The following is a 17,492-nucleotide window of genomic DNA, read 5'->3' as shown; positions in this document are numbered from 1 at the left end:
ACTCACCCCCTTACAGGTCGTCCAACGAACAGTCTAGATTTCAGTGACGATAACATCTGTCATTTCAATTTGAATTAAACGTCCAGACGTTAACGACTTATTAACCAGATTCACCAGCTTAGCGTTAAATTGTTCGCGCCCCTTCGAATCATTAAGCAATTCGGGCTTCGTATCGGCCAACGTCTTGATAATAATCGGTTTAATCTTGATATTCTTGATTTTCTCGAATTCTTCCTTTGCTTTTTTGTCATTCAGCTGGAATGCAAAGGACATCTGCGCGATATAGTTTGGATCGGCTAAATTCGTCTTGATCCCGGCGATTTCCGATGTCATCGCCACGATCTCATCGGCAGAATACTTGGGTAAAGCCGCTGCATTGGCTGAAGCCTGACTTTTACCGTTATCGCCAAGTAATTTATCCGACAATAGGAAGATCGCCAGAACAATCAGCGTAATGGATAACAGGATCGTAATTAACCAGGGGAGCATCTTTTTCATGAAGGTTCCTCCAATTGCTGCACTTTAATGGTAGCTTGATGAATGCCTACCTCGTGATGATACGCCTTAACGGAAGCGATGATTTCATTTGCACTTTCAAGCACAATCATGCGTTTTCCATTAATCAAAGTAATGTAGGTGTCAGGAGTCTCCTCAACCATTTCTATCAACAGCGCGTTAAGCCACAGCTGCGAACCATTTAACCTCGTTACCGATATCATGGACAGCCTCCTTGTTTAATCAGGGAGGGGATTGCCCCTCCCTATCCATCCTTATCGTTTCAGATTGACAACTTCTTGAAGCACTTCGTCCGAAGTTGTGATAATCCGAGAGTTGGCTTGGAAGCCACGCTGAGCAACGATCATTTCCGAAAATTCACCTGTCAAGTCAACGTTGGACATTTCGAGCTGTCCAGAAATAATAGCCCCGGTGCCTTCCTCAGCGTTGTTCCCTTCAAACCTTACGGCATCCAAGTCGCCGTCCGGGATTGCATTCAGAGTTACGCGATACAAATTACCGCCGATTTTTTCCAGACCTTCCGGATTCGGAATTTTCGCAACGCCGATAATGGCTCCCTCTTCCGTCGTCCCGTCACTCATCTTCTGAATGATAGCGCCATTCTGCGCTATCGTGAATGCCGTTACTTCATCGTCCAATTGGATAGGATCCCCATTCGAATCGAGAACAAGCATACCGTCCGAGGTAACCAGGTTACGCGCCACGTCTACATGAAAATCGCCTGCACGGGTCAAGAAAGCCATGTCCTGATCCTCGCTAAGCTTTACCATGAAAAATCCGTCTCCGTCAATTCTCAGGTCCGTCGGATTATTCGTTGTCATTGCGCTACCTGGTGTATGCAATGTATCAATCGAACCGATCGATACACCAAGACCGATCTGCTTCGCGTTTACACCACCTGTAGGATCATCGGTTCCCGGCGTAACACCGGACATCGTTTGGCTGAGGATATCTTTAAACATCACACGTCCCGCTTTAAACCCAACCGTGTTTACGTTGGCAATGTTATTACCAATGACATCAAGCTTGGTTTGGAAACCTCTCATTCCGGAAATACCGGAATACATGGATCTTAACATCGATTTTCCTCCTTTTGTTATGGACCGCTTCGGTCGATCAGCGGTCGCCTGGCTTCCTCACGGGCCAGCCAGATTTATGAAATAATTACTGCACTATCAATTTGCGTAAATACGTTATCCTTCATCGCGTTGCCATCCATTGCAGTAACTACGGTCCGATTGGGAATATTCACAATGAGAGCCATATCCTTCATCAGAATGAGTGACTCCTTGCTCCCCTTCGCGGCAGCTTTATCCACCGCGCTCTGGATCTGCGCAAGCTGATCACCCTTTAATTCAATGCCGCGCTGCTGAAGTCTCTTCGCCGCATGATTGCTGATTTTAAGCAGATTCTCATTTAAAAGTTCCTGAAACGTCCCGGCGGGCGGATTAGTGTGAGCTTGCGTTTTACGCTCATTATGAAGTGCCGCGGGATGTATTTTCCCAGGGTATAAATGCCCTATCATCATGCGGTCACTCATGGCCCTGTTCCCCCAGGCTCTTCTCCCCCTTGCCCGGGATCTCCGGTCTCAGGAGCAGTCGGATCGGGATTTGTTGTTTCGGGATCCGTCGGACCTGAACTGCTTGTGTCGGGCACGGAAGGACCCGGATTCGTTGTGTCAGGGTCAATCGGACCTCGATTATTTGCGTCAGGTACCGCAGGACCAGAAATCAATGCTTCTGGATCATTCTCGGTTACGGCATTCTCGATTTTCACGATCTGATCAAGCGATACTTCACTGTCGCCAACTTTGGCATAATGTACGCCTTCACGAACCATGATAGAATCTACGATACCGCCCTTCATGACGGACTCCGAACCATCCTCCGGCTTGAACATCCAGCTGATCTGTTTACCGATCAAACTCGAAGCAGCACCCAAAGACTGACTCATTGCCGTTAATTGAGTATTGATATTCATCAGCTGCTCCAGGGAAGTAAACTGGGCCATTTGGGCAATAAACTCCCGGTCCTGCATTGGCTGAAGCGGATCCTGATGCCTTAATTGCGTAATCAGGATGCTCAAGAACTGATCCTTTCCAAGCTCCTGGCCATTCCCGCTTTTACTGCCGACATTCCCTTTAGCGTAATTGGGCCACATATTATTCGTAGATACCGGATTTGTTGCCATCCAAGTTCACCTCCTCACTGTTAGGCTTTAGCGGTAAATGTTCCTGCTTGTACCCGTTCATCGTCGGCTTGGTGCTCAGCAATCCAATCGTTTAGTTCTTCTGTCAGATTTGCTGCCAGCACGGCATCATCAGATGGTCTGTCCTTCTCCTTCGAGCGATGCTGTGACTGCTGCTGGCCTGATCCGGGCTGACGGCCGTCTTGATAAAGATTCGCATTGGAAGGCTGGCTGCTCTGTGTTACTTCAATTTTCTCGACCTGCAGTCCTTGTGCAATCAATGCGCTGCGAAGCTGTGCCATTTGCTGGTCAATCAGCTCTTTAGCATCTGTCGACCTTGTCATGAACTGCGCGATTAATTGACCATTCTGCATCGTAAGTTTGATATCTACTTGACCCAAATGTTCCGGATTTAAGGAAATTCTCGCTTCCGTAAAACCGGTTTGTTTCACGATTTCAAGCTTATTGATAATGAAAGAAGTCATTTCATTTGAGAAATTCTCAACAGGCACCGGCGGAGCTGCAGGTTTTACTGCAACTTGCGTTCCTGAACGCAGGGCTAGCTGACCGGCAGTGACCGTTCCTTGCTCCATCAGCGAATCTCCTTCGTTCATCACGAACTCAGATGCTGTACCCTCTACTTGGGTGCTCGTCGTCAGCGATGACCACTTAGCATTCGCCTGTCCCGTTGTTTGAGATGAAGCCGACTGTCCAGAAGTATTCGTGGATACGGTAGGCTGAGCGGCATCCGGATGCTTTTGGCCAAGGATATGATCAAAGCTGCCGCTTGCTTTACTCTCGCCGGTCCCAGCACCTTGACCAAGCAAACCATGGAAAGATTGGACAAGCTGTTTTACAGCAGCTTCAGTATTTAAATCCGCCTGACCTGATTTGGAAAGCATCGATGCCAGCTGGCTGATCGTATCCTGTACCGCGAATCGAATGGTTTCCGGTCTGGAAGCCAATGGAGACATCTCATACCCATCCGTGTTTTCTTGTGATTGAGGAGCAGCTCCGCTCAACATAACATTCGCTTGCGTGAGCCAGTTCTGCAGCTCTTGCAATAGGGAAGGATCCTCCATCAATGCCTGGTCCATGGTGTCGAGCTCCTGCAGCAAACCTTGAAGCAATTCCATCAAGCCTTCAAGCGATGCATCGGTTTCCGAAGAATACTGCGTTAGCAAGGACTCCAGCTTAGCAGCGACTTCCGTCGATGTTGTGGAGGCGTTGTTCCCGCTGCTATTCATCTGGTTAGCCAGTGTCGCATCAAAGGAAACACCCGCTGTCGTTTGACCCGCCGCGTTTGCCTTTCCGCTTCCCGAGGGACTGCTTACGGAAGAAGACATGTTTTGTACCGTTATTGTCATCGTCTTATTTCACCTCCTTTCCTAGGGATGGAGATTCATTTCAGAGCTTATTTAGAGCCCATCAGGCGATTCAATATCTTTGCTGCCAGCTCTGCATCTTTCGAGGACATCGCATTTAAAATCCGTGAACGAGTAGCATCGTCCACCGTATTTAGAATGGTCATGGTCTTAGCAGGGCTGATCTTATATGTTTGCATCAGTAGTTCGGCAGCGTTGGCGGGTGTCATTCCGGCAAAGGTTTGATTCAACTGGTTTTTATCCAGATTGTCGGATGTCTTCTTCTGGTCCGCCTCCGTTTCATTCTTCTTCAGCCTGGATTGCAGAGCCGCGATAGCCAAATCTTCAGAAGTCTCGGCATCTTTAAGCATCATAGTTGCATCCGCAGCCGTTTTCGGATCCATTTTTTGTAGAATGGCAACCCGGTTGCTGCTTTTCATCTGACTAAGCATAAGCACCATTTCTTCCAGCGTAAGGTTTTGCATGATCGGTGCCGCTTTGCTTGGACTCATGTCGGCGTAGAGCTTGGACAGTTCGCGAATTTGCTTGGTATACGCATCTTCCTCTTCGGTCTCACCGCTTGTGGATGTACTTTGCATGGAATCAATTTGGGTTTCTAGCTCTTTCACCTTGTTTTCCTGCGCTGCTTTTTGCTCCGTTACTTCATTTAATGTTTCCTCGCGTTCGGCAAGCTGCTTCTTAAGTTCAACAATCGTTGCTTCCGCGCTTTCTTCCTGCTGCTTCGCTTCTTTAAGTTTCTGCTCTTCCGGGGTCAGCACCGGATCAGGGACCCAGTTCTTGACGACCGGAATTTTATTGGCTACATCGATTAGTCCATCTCGCACATCGGCTCGAAAAAATACGGCAAGCGCTCCGAGCAGTACAATCGTGAATATAGCAGGTACCAAAATCAACAGTATCCGTTCAAATCCTCCGCCTGATTCTTCCTTATCAAGCGGCATGTCTTTTCGTGCCACTCTCATTCCTCCTTCGCGGTCATAACCCTTCGGTGTTTGCAAACCTTATCGGGCTTTGATCGCAAAACGTACCGTCGCCATCTCGTCCAGCTCGTTTTGTTCCCGAAGGAGACTTTCATGCCGGAACTTTTCTTGGGATTTATCTCTTGCTTTCAGCCACACTTTTTCGTCTAGCATCTTGTCGGACAATACCTTTTGTTTCTTCGTTACATTGACATGAGCGATCCGTATGTCATCCCTCTTACGTTCAATGCATTCTTCCAAATGCTCTGCATATACCTGAATGTTTCGGATCTCAGCAACCGGCACGCACCGCGATGCCGCTTCCTGCTGAGCGTGGTACATTTGATCCCGCATCTCATACAGCTCATTCAGACTTTTCTCTTCCGCCTGCAGCTTCCCGATGGCGCTTGACAGCATCCATTCGGCTTGCGTTTTCTCGTTGCTTTTCAGGTCTACGATTTTCTGGAATGCATAATGAAATTTCATTCTTCAAAGTCATCTCCTTGAAAACTCGGAAATCAAACGTTCCTGAACCTCATTCAATGTTGTCTTCTCATTCACTTTTTGCTTCGTGAAATCCCATATTCGCCCGATATATTCAATCGATTCATCGATATTGGCATTCGAGCCCTGTTGATACGCCCCGATATTGATCAAATCCTCCGAGTCCTTATATATCGCCATCAGCCGCTTTACGTTCTCGGAAGCTTCGATTTGTTCCTCTGGGGATATATCTTTCATCACCCGGCTAATGCTGGCCAGTACATCGATTGCCGGAAAATGCCCCTTGTTTGCGATATTCCGGTTTAGAACGATGTGACCATCGAGTATGCCCCTAACCGCATCCGCGATCGGTTCGTTCATATCATCACCATCTACCAACACCGTGTAAAAGGCTGTAATCGAGCCTGTTGGTCCAGTGCCTGCGCGTTCCAGAAGTTTCGGCAGACTGGCAAATACAGACGGAGTATAACCGCGCATGGCCGGCGGCTCTCCTACGGCTAGTCCTACTTCTCGCTGCGCCATCGCATAGCGGGTAACGGAATCCATCATCAGCATCACATTCAAGCCGCGATCCCTGAAATATTCGGCGATCGTTGTTGCAATCAAGGCCCCTTTAATGCGAATGAGTGCCGGTTGATCCGAGGTCGCAACAATGACGACAGACCGTTTTAACCCTTCGGGACCCAAATCCCGTTCTATGAAATCCAGCACCTCGCGTCCACGTTCCCCGATCAAGGCAATGACATTGACATCGGCAGAAGTGTTACGGGCGATCATTCCCATCAGGGTGCTCTTCCCGACACCGGATCCGGCGAATATACCGACCCGCTGGCCTTTGCCGATGGAGAGCAATCCGTCAATCGCGCGGACGCCGATGCTGATCGGCTCCTGAACCCTCGGCCTATTAAGCGGGTTCTGCGGGACGTTATGGGTTGAATAGTGCGGCATGCGAGCCGGAATGATAGATCCGTCCAGCGGTTGTCCCAATCCGTCAAGCACTTTGCCAAGCAGTTCCGATCCTACCTGCACGCTCAGCGGTTTGCCTGTACCGACTACGTCACAGCCTGGACCAATGGAGTGAAGCTCGCCGAGAGGCATCAGCAGCACCTTATTGTCTCTGAAACCCACGACCTCCGCCTTGAGCGGCTTGGTTTGCTTCGTGGGATAGATATAGCAAACATCGCCGATGCTCGCATCCGGTCCTTCGGACTCCACCATCAATCCGATAACTTGTGTGACCTTGCCGTTGATGCGTACGGGGTCCAGATGTATCAGATGATCCATGTACCGCGCGCTATTCAGCTTCTTCATCTTGATTTCTCCGTTCCTCGTCATCAAGAGCGAACCGCACGAGCTCTTTTTTGATCTCGGATAGCTGTGTATCGATCCGGGCATCTACGCTTCCGAAAGAAGACCTGATCACGCAGCCGCGATCCTTAACCGTCGAATCCGGCAAAATTTGAAGTTCTGCCTGAGAATCGATCGATAATCCGAGCTCTTCCCGTGCCGCGTATACAAATTCGAATTGTTCAGGAGCTACGCAGAGGGAAATGACTCCTTTTTCCCGCTTGCGTGCCAGATTCTTTCGAATCAGCTCCAGCGTGAAATCAGGTTCAATCGTAAGCTGACGATCCAGTACTTTCTCCGCTATGCTGCAGCTGAGCTCCACCAAAAAAGGCTCCGCTTCCTGAATTAGATCATCCTTGGCTTGATGGGCAAGCTGAAGCAATTCGCTCGCCTGTAATGTCGCTTGCTCCATCAATTCCTTCATTTCAAGCTCTGCCTTGGCAGAGCCCTCGGCATATCCTTGATTAAAGCCTTCCATCTTCAGCGTTTCGGACAAATCCTCGTCCTGAAGCCTTCTGTCGGTCCACCACGCTTCAATCTGCTGCTGCGCTTCGGCCAGCAGCCGTTCCGCCTCTTCCGAAGCTTCGCGGATTTGTCGTTCGGCAAACTCCTGAGCATCCTTCAGCATCTCATGCTTTAATCGTTCGGCTTCAGCCAGTGTTTGTACGACAGCCGGCTCGGCAGTCGGCGGAGTATATTCCGCTACCGTTTCCTCGGTTGGCGAAGCGTAACGACGAGCAAGATCCAACTCTTTCAACACATCCATCGGTTTATAGTGGGACGATTTGATCAAGTTAGACAATGATGTCATCTCCTCCGCCACGGGCAATAATGACCTCGCCCGCTTCTTCGAGTCTTCGGATCGTGCTTACAATCCGAGTCTGAGCTTCCTCCACATCACGCAGCCGCACCGGTCCCATGTATTCCATCTCTTCGCGGAAGGTTTCGGCCATACGCTTGGACATGTTGCGGAAAATGACGTCCCGCACTTCTTCGCTTGCCACCTTGAGTGCAAGCTGAAGATCGGCGTTCTCAACATCGCGGATAATACGCTGGATCGAACGGTTGTCCACGTTGACGATATCCTCGAATACGAACATCCGCTTCTTGATCTCTTCGGCGAGCTCGGGATCCTGAATTTCCAGGGAATCGAGGATCGTTCGTTCCGTACCGCGATCCACACCGTTCAGAATTTGAACGATGGATTCAATGCCGCCCGCACTCGTGTAATCCTGGGTAACCGTCGCCGACAGCTTCTGTTCCAGCACGCGTTCCACCTGGGCGATGACTTCTGGTGAAGTACTGTCCATGACCGCAACCCTACGCGCTACTTCGGCCTGCTTCTCTTGCGGAAGCGAAGATAGGATCGCGGATGCCTGCTCGTATTGAAGATACGACAAGACGAGTGCAATGGTCTGTGCATTTTCGTTCTGGATAAAGTTCAGAATTTGGCTTGGGTCCGCTTTGCGGGCAAAGTCAAACGGTCTTACTTGAAGCGTTGCCGTCAGTCTGTTGATCACTTCCATCGCTTTTTGCTGTCCAAGCGCCTTCTCCAAAATCTCTTTAGCGTAATTAATACCGCCTTGCGAGATGTATTCCTGAGCCAGGCAAATTTGATGGAATTCCTGAATAATGCTATCTTTTTCATCACTGTCGACTTTACGAACATTCGCAATCTCCAGTGTCAATTGTTCAATTTCTTCATCTCGAAGATGCTTAAATATTTGAGCAGACACTTCCGGGCCAAGTGTAATGAGCAGTATAGCCGCTTTTTGACGTCCGCTTAACATTTGGTTATTTCCCTTAGCCAATGCTTCCACCTCTATTCCTCAGCTAGCCATGTGCGAAGTAAATTCACGAATTCATCTGGCTTCTTCTTCGCCAAGGTTTCGAGCTGCTTACGAACCTGGCTTTCATTGGTTATACTTTCGAGATTAATCGATGGGAATTCCGTAACTGGCGGAAGCTGAATGTCTTCTTCAAATTCTTCCTGCTGTTTTCTGCGTCTGTGGATTATGAAGTAGGTTCCTCCAGCAATTAACGCCAGCGCAGCGATGCCAATCCCCCATAATACAGGCTGTGAAAGAACGGTTTTCGGATTTTCATCCGCATTTACATTAAATACCTGTGAAATAACCGAAACTTTTTTGGACAAATCAGCGTCTGTATAAGTAGAGCCTGTATCCGAGAGCGATGCTCGCACGATATTAACCAGAATGTTTTGTATTGCCGTTCTTGTCGTGTCATCCAACGTTTGCTGACCGGCAGGTGGTTCAACCGAGACATTAATGGTTAAATCTTTAACAGTATATGGACTTGCTATGATATCCTTCGTAATCCGGTTAACTTCATAGTTAACGGTTTTGGAGAGCTCTTCCGAGTTCGTTTCCCCGCTTCCAGAATCGCTTGGATATCCCGGAACAGCTTCTTCGCCTACTCCGGCCACTCCGCCGGTTGGACTACTGGTTCCCGAATAGTTCTTCTGGATCTCCTGAACACTGAGCTCAATCCCCTTCATTTCTTCTTCATCAACAGGGGTTACGATGTTTTCCTTGCTCTGCACCTGGTCAAAGTTCAGTTTGGAAGCGACCAGAACATTGACTTTATTCGATCCCATGTATTGCGAGAGAAACTGCTGAACATTTTGCCTAACGTCGCTTTCGAATTTTTTCTGAAGCGCGAAGTTTTCTTCCACCTTGCCGATTAATCCGCCTTGGCCGCCTTTAGCTGTTGCGAGCAGCTCGACCTCGTCATTGGTGATTGTAATGTTCTCAACCGGTAAGTTCGGAATGGCCGTCTTCACGAGGTTATAATACCCGTCAATGACTTCTTGGTTAGGCCGATAGCCCGGTTTGAATTGCACAACTACGGAAGCGCTGGCTTGATCTTCGTTTCCGTTCTTTGCAAATACACTCTCTTTTGGCAAATTCAACAATACCGTTGCATCCTGGACGCCCTGCATCTTCTCAAGCAGTCGTTCTACTTCGCCATTCAGTGCATTTACATACTTCACTTCGAATTCGTTATCTGTCATCCCGATGGCTGATGCGTTCTTCTCGAAGGTTTCGAATCCGATCGTACCATTCTGTACAAGTCCTTGCGACCCTACGTCAATCTGGACTTTGGCTGCGCTCGTACTCGGTACCAGGATGCTTCTGCCATCCTCGCTCAGCTTGTAGGAAATCCCTTGGGTCTCCAGGTGGCTGATGATTCCTGCGGCGTCGCTGGAATTCAGATCCCGGAATGCTACTTCGTACTTCGTCTTGGAGAACTGCATCGTTAGTACGATTAGAGCAATCAAAACAAATGCTATTGTAGCGATTAACATTATTTTTTGTTTGTTGCTGAATTGGTTCCAATACTGGGTCATTCTCTCCCGATACTGGGTAATTCTCTCGTTCACATTGTCACCCCATCCGAAACTTTGCTAGAAACATTTAGATTTGCGTGCGCATGATCTCTTGATAGGCTTCTACCACTTTGTTTCGGACCTGTGTTGTGAGCTGAATGCTCAACAGAGCCTGTTGGGCGGATATCATCGCCTGATCTACGTTTACTTGTCCAATCATTAATTTATCGCTCATGACATGTGCATTTTGTTCCTGTGCTGCGACAGAGTTCAGGGCTTCATTCAGGTAAGAGCCAAAATCGCGAATCGATTCGGATGGAGTCGCACCATTTTTCACTTGCTCCTGCAGTTGAAGCGGCTGCACGCCCTGAACACTGAACATTGCATTTTGAATCATTTCTCTCTCTCCTCCTACAATATGGGCTTATGTATTTTTCACTTGTTATCTACCGATCTCCAACGCCTTCATAATCATCGCTTTCGAAGCATTGATCGCCGTGACGTTAGCTTCGTACGAACGGGTAGCTGCTAACATATCCACCATTTCCTTCGTAATGTCCACGTTAGGCATAAAGACATAGCCTTCCGCATTCGCATCAGGATGTGTAGGGTTATATACCTGTTTCAGCGGGGTTTGATCTTCCCGTACCTGCGCAACCTTTACCCCTTGTCCCGCATTCTGACCATCCATTTGAGCTCTAAGAAGCCCTTCAAATGATTCCTGCTGCGGTTGTAACACAACCGTTTTTCGACGATACGGAACGGCTTGGCCGTTCTCGATTCGCGCGCGAGTGGTTTCCGCATTGGCTATGTTGGAGGAGATGACATCCATTCGAAGCCGTTGTGCTGTTAGAGCTGATGCATTAATACCGAAGCTATTGCTAATATTCATGAACACTATCTCCCTTCAATAGCTGTACGCATCATTCGAATCTGCTCATTTACAGCTTGTATGTATGAATTATAACGGAGCTGATTCTCCGCAAGCAGCGACATTTCTCTGTCTGCATCGACATTATTCTGGTTGTTATTCATGGAGCTGCTGCCATCCTTCATGACCGAAGCCTCAGGAATCCCCCCGGTTGAACCAATGACAAAATGCCTGGGATCTGTTCTTTTGCCTTGTAATGACAACTGGGCCCCATCCATTTCTTTTTTCAGAAGACTCTCAAAGGATACCTCGGATCTCTTAAAATGAGGAGTATCCACGTTGGCGATGTTGTTTGCAATCACATTGTTTCTGAGATTAGCTGCATCCAAACCGCTTTGAAGCCGTTGAAAAGAACTATTATTCAACAGATTCACTAGCTCATTCCTCCTGACTGGACTTTGCAGAAAGGTATTCCACTCTTCCTAGCTAAATCCTCTTTTTTCGACAAAACATATAATCCGTATGAACTAACCTAGGTCTTAAGTAGAAAAAGACAACATGATGTCACATAAATTAAGTTTCTTAAAGATTGGGACTTTTTACAATAAGAAAAAAGCCCTATCTTTTACCAAAAAGAAGGGCTTTGTGTTCATTTTTATCCGGTTTTTTTCTATATTATTGCAAATCGTACCACTAAATCTGTAAAATTTAAGCGATTTTTCCCGAAGAGTAGGACCTGATAGGGACCATAAAATTCACAGAAAATTACGAAATCCGTCCCGATCCCTTCCAACATGCGAAAGTGCTTCGACAACTTGCTGCTGGGGTCGGGATGAATATCGACAATTATTTCCTTTCGAATACCCGGCAGATAGAACTATATGCGCGCACTTATAGGATGTACTGGCTCAGGTCCCGGTCCTGGGCAATGCCGGCAAGTTTCTCCCGGACATACTGCGGCGTGATCACCATGCGGTCCAGCGTCAACTCAGGCGCTTCAAATGACAGGTCTTCGAGGAGCTTCTCCAATATCGTATGAAGTCTACGTGCGCCTATATTCTCCGTGTTCTGGTTAACCGACGCCGCAATTTGGGCGATCTCCCGTATCGCTTCCGGAGAAAACTCAACCTCAAGATCCTCAGTGCGCAGCAGATTGACGTATTGCTTGGTTAGTGCATTTTTTGGCTCGGTCAAAATGGATACAAAATCGTCGAGCGACAAGCTGCTGAGCTCCACCCGAATCGGAAAACGTCCCTGAAGCTCGGGAATCAAATCTGATGGCTTCGCAATATGAAAGGCACCTGCCGCAATGAAGAGAACAAAATCCGTTTTTACCGGTCCATATTTTGTCATAATCGTTGAGCCTTCCACGATCGGCAGAATATCGCGCTGAACACCTTCTCTGGACACATCCGGACCCGATTGGCGGCCTTGGCTGGCAACCTTGTCGATCTCATCGATAAAGATAATGCCGGATTGCTCTGCACGACGAATGGACTCCTGGATGACATCATCCATATCAATGAGCTTGGCTGCTTCCTCTTGCGTCAGCACTTTCCTGGCTTCTTTCACTGACAGCTTGCGGCGCTTTGTGCGCTTTGGCATCAGATTGCCGAACATTTCCTGCATGTTCATGCCCATCTGATCATTGCCCTGTCCTGCAAACATATCGAACATGTTCGGAGCAGCATCCTCGACATCAATCTCAATCGTCTCGTCTTCAAGCTTACCGGACAGCAAGTTAAAGCGCACCTGTCTCCGCTTCTCTTTGAGACTAACGTCCTTATCGTCCGCATCCTCATCTTCGGTCTGGGCATCGTTATTCGCACCGCCAAACAGCATCTCAAAGGGATTTCGCTGACTCTTCTGCCCTTTGGCTGAAGGCGCCAACAGCTGAACGATCCGCGCGTTCGCCATTTCCTCGGCTTTGTCCTTAACCTTCTCGGTGCGTTCCAGCTTCACCATCCGGATCGCAGTTTCCACAAGATCCCGTACCATGGATTCCACATCACGGCCGACATATCCAACCTCGGTAAACTTTGTCGCTTCGACCTTAACGAACGGTGCATGAACCAGCTTGGCAAGCCTTCTTGCTATCTCCGTTTTGCCGACGCCGGTGGGACCGATCATCAGGATATTCTTCGGTACGATTTCATCCCGCTCGTCATCCGTCAGCAAGCTCCGGCGATAGCGGTTCCGAAGTGCTACAGCGACCGATTTTTTAGCTTCCTTCTGGCCTACGATGTATTTATCCAGCTCGGATACAATCTGTCTTGGCGTCATCGATTCTTTACTCATCGCGAATACCTCCACCCCTGATATGGCTATATGTTGCTGTATGGCATCCTTACAGCTCTTCGACAATAATATTGCTGTTGGTATAGACACACACCTCAGAAGCGATCTGAAGCGCTTCTCTGGCTATATCCTTCGCTTCCATATGTCCGGCATGTCGCTTAAGCGCCCGTCCTGCCGACAAGGCAAAATTGCCGCCTGACCCAATGGCCAGCACATCATCATCAGGCTCGATGATTTCGCCGCCACCTGAAATCAGCAGCATCCCGGTTTTATCCATAACAATCATCAAAGCTTCAAGCTTGCGAAGCACACGGTCTTGACGCCAATCCTTCGCGAGTTCAACAGCAGCGCGCTGCAGATTTCCGTGGTGCTCTTCCAGCTTGCCTTCGAATTTCTCAAATAACGTGATTGCATCCGCCACAGAACCGGCAAAACCGGCGACAACTTGTCCCCGGTAAAGACGGCGCACTTTCTTGGCGGTCTGCTTCATGACTACACTTTCACCAAATGTAACTTGGCCATCGCCGGCAATAGCTGCTGTGCCATTATGCCGTACTGCACAAATTGTAGTGGCGTGAAAAGTCATTTCCATGATGGCAAGACCTCCCTAAGAAAATAAGATTAGATTGTATTTAGTTCGTTAGCATTAATAAATACGCGTACTCCGTCAAGAGCTCTGCTTGCAAGCGCTTCGTTTTTTTCCTTTTTGTTGCGGATGCGCTTCTCGAGACTCGGAAGAAGACCGAAGTTCGCATTCATCGGCTGGAAGTTATCTGGATCTGCATGGGTTATGTAATAGGCCATGCTCCCGATGGTTGATTCCTGCGGGAATACGATCCCCTCCTGCCCCTGAGCGGCTCTTGCTGCATTGATCCCAGCAATCAATCCGGATGCGGCCGACTCAACATATCCTTCTACGCCCGTCATTTGTCCCGCCAGATACAGATTAGGCCGTGTTTTCACCTGATAGGTTGGTTCCAGCAGCCTAGGCGAATTGACAAACGTATTGCGGTGCATGACACCGTAACGCACAATTTCGGCGTTCTCAAGTCCCGGAATCATGGAAATGATCCGCTTCTGTTCGCCCCACTTCAGATGCGTCTGGAAACCAACAAGATTGTAGAGGGTACCTGCCGCATTATCCTGACGGAGCTGGACCACAGCGTGCGGCAGCTTGCCTGTATGCGGATTCACCAATCCAACAGGCTTCATCGGGCCAAACAAAGCGGTTTGTTTACCACGCTTCATCATGACCTCGATCGGCATGCAGCCCTCGAAATAAATCTCCTTCTCAAACTCTTTCAATTGAGCGACTTCGGCATTGATAAGAGCGTCATAGAAAGCGTCGAACTCTTCTTCCGTCATGGGACAATTCAGATAAGCGGCTTCGCCTTTATCGTAACGGGATGCCAGATAGACCTTGCTCATATCAATCGAATCTTTTTCCACGATCGGAGCAGCCGCATCGTAAAAATAGAAATAGTCCTCACCCATCAGCTCACGAATCTGGGATGACAATGCGGGCGAGGTCAGCGGCCCTGTAGCAATAACAACGATGCCTTCTTCAGGTATATGCTGAATTTCTTCATTTACAACCTCAATTAAAGGATGCTGATGCAGAGTCTCCGTAATTTCTCCCGAAAAACCGTCACGGTCAACGGCCAATGCGCCGCCAGCCGGGACGGAATTGCGGTCTGCCGAACCGATGACAAGCGAGTTCAGCATCCGCATTTCTTCCTTCAATACCCCTACTGCGTTGGTTAAACCGTTCGCCCGAAGCGAATTACTGCATACAAGCTCAGCGAACTTGTCCGTATGATGAGCCGGCGTCTTCACGACCGGCCGCATCTCATATAATGTAACGGGTACGCCTCGGCTAGCGATCTGCCAGGCAGCTTCACTGCCGGCAAGCCCTGCACCGATAACCGTAACCCTCTGTGAATCTGTCAACGTCATTACCCCCTGTATGCCTTACAAATCTGCTGCGTCGTCTTGTTCCTCGACCATTTCGGAATAATCACAAGAAGTACATTGAAGCTTAATGCCTTGCTTGCTTTTCTTCTCCACCATTAAACTGCTGCAATTCGGACACGGCTTCGTTGACGGTTTATCCCATGATACAAAATCACATTCGGGATATCGATCACATCCAAAGAAGACGCGCCCCTTCTTGCTTCGTCGTTCCACGACATGGCCTTCCTTGCATTTCGGGCACGCCACACCGATATCTTTCACGATCGGCTTGGTATTCCGGCAATCCGGGAAGCCTGAGCATGCAAGAAACTTGCCAAACCTGCCCAGCTTATAAACCAACGGCTTTCCGCACTTTTCGCAGATCTCGTCGGAAACCTCATCCTCGATTTCGATTTCCTTCATTTCTTCCTCTGCTACTTCAAGGCGCTTTTCAAAGGACTCATAGAACTCTGCCAATACTTTGACCCAATCTTCGGAGCCCTCCTCCACATGGTCGAGGTCCTCTTCCATGTTAGCCGTAAACTCCACATTGAGAATTTCCGGGAAGAACTGCTCCATCTGCTCGATGACAAGTTCACCGAGCTCGGTTGGCATGAATTTCTTCTCTTCGATGGCAACGTAGCCTCTCTTCTGAATCGTCTCCAGTGTCGGTGCATACGTACTAGGTCGCCCTATGCCGAGCTCTTCCAGCGTCCGGACAAGTCGTGCTTCCGTATAACGCGGAGGCGGCTGCGTGAAGTGCTGCTTCGGCTCAATATCCTGCTTCTCCAGAATGTCGCCACTATGCAGCTCCGGCAGGTATTTATCTTCCTCTGTCGTCCCATCGTCGTTGCCTTCAACGTAGACCTTCATGAATCCAGGAAAACGAACCTTCGAACCTGTTGCCCGGAAGACGGTCTTGCCCGCAGCAATATCCACAGAAAGCGTATCCAGCACTGCAGAAGACATCTGGCTAGCCACAAAACGCTCCCAGACCAGTTTGTACAAGCGGAGCTGATCCCGGCTAATAAACGGCTTCATGGATTCAGGATCCCGCAGCACCGATGTAGGACGAATCGCTTCATGCGCATCCTGAGCGTTGGCGGCTTTTTTCGAGTATTGTCTCGGGCTCTCCGGAACGAACGGATCACCATACTTCTCGGTGATGTATTCCTTTGCTTCTTCTTGAGCCGTCCCTGAGATGCGCGTGGAGTCCGTACGCATGTAGGTAATCAAACCGACGGTGCCTTCCTTGCCAAGCTCGACGCCCTCGTACAGCTGCTGGGCAACGGACATGGTCTTAGCTGCGCGGAAACCAAGTTTACGTGCAGCTTCCTGCTGCAAGGAACTCGTTGTAAACGGTGGAGACGGATGGCGCTGACGCTCTCGCTCTTTGACTTCGCTGACTTGGAAGGAAGCATCCCGAATCGCTTCGAGAATTTCATTTACTTCCTGTTCATTGGTCAGTTCCTTCTTCGCGCCGTTAAGCTGCGTGAATTTGGCTTCGAATGCGGATCCCTTAATAGCCAGCTTGGCCGTAATGGTCCAATATTCTTCCGGCACGAAAGCGCTTATCTCATTCTCGCGGTCGAGAATGATTTTGACGGCTACCGATTGAACGCGTCCGGCAGAGAGACCCTTTTTCACTTTCTTCCATAGAATAGGGCTGATCTTATAACCAACCAAGCGGTCCAGGATACGTCTTGCCTGCTGCGCGTTGACCAGATCCATGTTAATTTTGCGCGGCGTCTTGAAGGCATCCTTCACGGCCGTTTTCGTTATTTCATTAAATACAACCCGCAGGCTTTGAGTATCATCCAGCTCCAACGCATGCGCAAGATGCCATGCAATGGCCTCCCCTTCACGATCGGGGTCAGCTGCGAGGTACACTTTTTTCACCTTTTTGCTGGCATCCTTAAGTTCCTTTAAGACAGAACCTTTTCCGCGGATCGTAATGTATTTCGGATTGAAGTCGTTTTCTACTTCAACCCCGATCTGGCTCTTCGGCAAATCGCGAACATGACCCATCGAAGCCTTCACGATATACTTGCTGCCGAGATATTTGCCAATCGTTTTCGCCTTAGCAGGCGACTCTACGATGACGAGTGAATCCGCCACAGGTT

General features: G+C 48.9%; 19 protein-coding genes. All 19 read right to left on the bottom strand.

The window, feature by feature from the left end; genetic code table 11:
- Positions 1-33 precede the first annotated feature (33 nt).
- Positions 34-498: a flagellar basal body-associated FliL family protein gene (locus DP091_RS12590; protein WP_113058637.1), complete on the bottom strand. Its 465-nt coding sequence runs from the start codon at positions 496-498 to the stop codon at positions 34-36.
- Positions 495-719: a flagellar FlbD family protein gene (locus DP091_RS12585; RefSeq protein WP_009594749.1), complete on the bottom strand. Its 225-nt coding sequence runs from the start codon at positions 717-719 to the stop codon at positions 495-497. Before DP091_RS12585 ends, DP091_RS12590 begins: the two co-directional genes overlap by 4 nt.
- A 51-nt stretch (positions 720-770) precedes the next feature.
- On the bottom strand, positions 771-1,595 hold the full coding sequence (gene flgG / locus DP091_RS12580; protein WP_113058636.1) for a flagellar basal body rod protein FlgG: 825 nt from the start codon (positions 1,593-1,595) through the stop codon (positions 771-773).
- 74 nt (positions 1,596-1,669) lie between these two features.
- The gene (locus DP091_RS12575; RefSeq protein WP_113058635.1) at positions 1,670-2,056 is read right to left on the bottom strand and encodes a TIGR02530 family flagellar biosynthesis protein; all 387 of its coding nucleotides are present in this window, start codon (positions 2,054-2,056) and stop codon (positions 1,670-1,672) included.
- Entirely contained in the window at positions 2,053-2,706 is a 654-nt protein-coding gene (locus DP091_RS12570; RefSeq protein ID WP_113058634.1) for a flagellar hook capping FlgD N-terminal domain-containing protein, read from the bottom strand. The genes DP091_RS12575 and DP091_RS12570 overlap by 4 nt, the downstream gene beginning before the upstream one ends.
- Before the next feature lie 20 nt (positions 2,707-2,726).
- Positions 2,727-4,070, bottom strand: coding sequence for a flagellar hook-length control protein FliK (locus tag DP091_RS12565; protein WP_113058633.1), 1,344 nt, complete (start codon positions 4,068-4,070; stop codon positions 2,727-2,729).
- A gap of 47 nt (positions 4,071-4,117) precedes the next feature.
- Complete coding sequence (locus tag DP091_RS12560; protein ID WP_181469792.1) at positions 4,118-5,050, bottom strand: MotE family protein; 933 nt, start codon at positions 5,048-5,050, stop codon at positions 4,118-4,120.
- A gap of 39 nt (positions 5,051-5,089) precedes the next feature.
- Entirely contained in the window at positions 5,090-5,533 is a 444-nt protein-coding gene (gene fliJ / locus DP091_RS12555; protein WP_100538075.1) for a flagellar export protein FliJ, read from the bottom strand.
- Positions 5,534-5,542: 9 nt separating this feature from the next.
- Positions 5,543-6,862 carry a flagellar protein export ATPase FliI gene (fliI, locus tag DP091_RS12550; protein WP_113058631.1) on the bottom strand — a complete coding sequence of 440 codons (1,320 nt, stop codon included), beginning with the start codon at positions 6,860-6,862 and terminating at the stop codon, positions 5,543-5,545.
- Positions 6,846-7,700 carry a FliH/SctL family protein gene (locus tag DP091_RS12545; RefSeq protein ID WP_113058630.1) on the bottom strand — a complete coding sequence of 285 codons (855 nt, stop codon included), beginning with the start codon at positions 7,698-7,700 and terminating at the stop codon, positions 6,846-6,848. Before DP091_RS12545 ends, fliI begins: the two co-directional genes overlap by 17 nt.
- Entirely contained in the window at positions 7,693-8,709 is a 1,017-nt protein-coding gene (gene fliG, locus DP091_RS12540; protein WP_071220479.1) for a flagellar motor switch protein FliG, read from the bottom strand. Before fliG ends, DP091_RS12545 begins: the two co-directional genes overlap by 8 nt.
- A gap of 11 nt (positions 8,710-8,720) precedes the next feature.
- Positions 8,721-10,301, bottom strand: a complete 1,581-nt coding sequence (fliF, locus tag DP091_RS12535; RefSeq protein WP_113058629.1) for a flagellar basal-body MS-ring/collar protein FliF — start codon at positions 10,299-10,301, stop codon at positions 8,721-8,723.
- Between the two features lie 34 nt (positions 10,302-10,335).
- Positions 10,336-10,644 (bottom strand): flagellar hook-basal body complex protein FliE, encoded by a 309-nt coding sequence (gene fliE / locus DP091_RS12530; protein ID WP_076324995.1) that lies wholly within the window; start codon positions 10,642-10,644, stop codon positions 10,336-10,338.
- A gap of 45 nt (positions 10,645-10,689) precedes the next feature.
- Entirely contained in the window at positions 10,690-11,139 is a 450-nt protein-coding gene (gene flgC, locus DP091_RS12525) for a flagellar basal body rod protein FlgC (RefSeq protein WP_113058628.1), read from the bottom strand.
- A gap of 5 nt (positions 11,140-11,144) precedes the next feature.
- Complete coding sequence (flgB, locus tag DP091_RS12520; protein WP_113058627.1) at positions 11,145-11,552, bottom strand: flagellar basal body rod protein FlgB; 408 nt, start codon at positions 11,550-11,552, stop codon at positions 11,145-11,147.
- Positions 11,553-12,009: 457 nt separating this feature from the next.
- Positions 12,010-13,416, bottom strand: coding sequence for an ATP-dependent protease ATPase subunit HslU (hslU, locus tag DP091_RS12515; RefSeq protein WP_113058626.1), 1,407 nt, complete (start codon positions 13,414-13,416; stop codon positions 12,010-12,012).
- Positions 13,417-13,465: 49 nt separating this feature from the next.
- Entirely contained in the window at positions 13,466-14,008 is a 543-nt protein-coding gene (hslV, locus tag DP091_RS12510) for an ATP-dependent protease subunit HslV (RefSeq protein WP_006211334.1), read from the bottom strand.
- A 29-nt stretch (positions 14,009-14,037) separates the two neighbouring features.
- Complete coding sequence (trmFO, locus tag DP091_RS12505) at positions 14,038-15,372, bottom strand: FADH(2)-oxidizing methylenetetrahydrofolate--tRNA-(uracil(54)-C(5))-methyltransferase TrmFO (protein WP_373456921.1); 1,335 nt, start codon at positions 15,370-15,372, stop codon at positions 14,038-14,040.
- A 15-nt stretch (positions 15,373-15,387) separates the two neighbouring features.
- Entirely contained in the window at positions 15,388-17,487 is a 2,100-nt protein-coding gene (topA, locus tag DP091_RS12500; RefSeq protein WP_113058624.1) for a type I DNA topoisomerase, read from the bottom strand.
- Positions 17,488-17,492: the final 5 nt, after the last annotated feature.

This window comes from Paenibacillus sp. MDMC362 (assembly GCF_003269305.1).
GTDB lineage: Bacteria > Bacillota > Bacilli > Paenibacillales > Paenibacillaceae > Paenibacillus_AQ.
Note: the sequence above shows the minus strand (reverse complement) of the source record. Positions and strands in the feature narration are given on the sequence as shown.

Bases quoted from the DNA above. Each gene is read 5' to 3' on its own strand.
- DP091_RS12590 (WP_113058637.1), bottom strand. From the start codon at position 498: ATGAAAAAGATGCTCCCCTGGTTAATTACGATCCTGTTATCCATTACG.
- DP091_RS12585 (WP_009594749.1), bottom strand. From the start codon at position 719: ATGATATCGGTAACGAGGTTAAATGGTTCGCAGCTGTGGCTTAACGCG.
- flgG (WP_113058636.1), bottom strand. From the start codon at position 1,595: ATGTTAAGATCCATGTATTCCGGTATTTCCGGAATGAGAGGTTTCCAA.
- DP091_RS12575 (WP_113058635.1), bottom strand. From the start codon at position 2,056: ATGAGTGACCGCATGATGATAGGGCATTTATACCCTGGGAAAATACAT.
- DP091_RS12570 (WP_113058634.1), bottom strand. From the start codon at position 2,706: ATGGCAACAAATCCGGTATCTACGAATAATATGTGGCCCAATTACGCT.
- DP091_RS12565 (WP_113058633.1), bottom strand. From the start codon at position 4,070: ATGACAATAACGGTACAAAACATGTCTTCTTCCGTAAGCAGTCCCTCG.
- DP091_RS12560 (WP_181469792.1), bottom strand. From the start codon at position 5,050: ATGAGAGTGGCACGAAAAGACATGCCGCTTGATAAGGAAGAATCAGGC.
- fliJ (WP_100538075.1), bottom strand. From the start codon at position 5,533: ATGAAATTTCATTATGCATTCCAGAAAATCGTAGACCTGAAAAGCAAC.
- fliI (WP_113058631.1), bottom strand. From the start codon at position 6,862: ATGAAGAAGCTGAATAGCGCGCGGTACATGGATCATCTGATACATCTG.
- fliE (WP_076324995.1), bottom strand. From the start codon at position 10,644: ATGATTCAAAATGCAATGTTCAGTGTTCAGGGCGTGCAGCCGCTTCAA.
- flgC (WP_113058628.1), bottom strand. From the start codon at position 11,139: ATGAATATTAGCAATAGCTTCGGTATTAATGCATCAGCTCTAACAGCA.
- hslU (WP_113058626.1), bottom strand. From the start codon at position 13,416: ATGAGTAAAGAATCGATGACGCCAAGACAGATTGTATCCGAGCTGGAT.
- hslV (WP_006211334.1), bottom strand. From the start codon at position 14,008: ATGGAAATGACTTTTCACGCCACTACAATTTGTGCAGTACGGCATAAT.
- trmFO (WP_373456921.1), bottom strand. From the start codon at position 15,372: ATGACGTTGACAGATTCACAGAGGGTTACGGTTATCGGTGCAGGGCTT.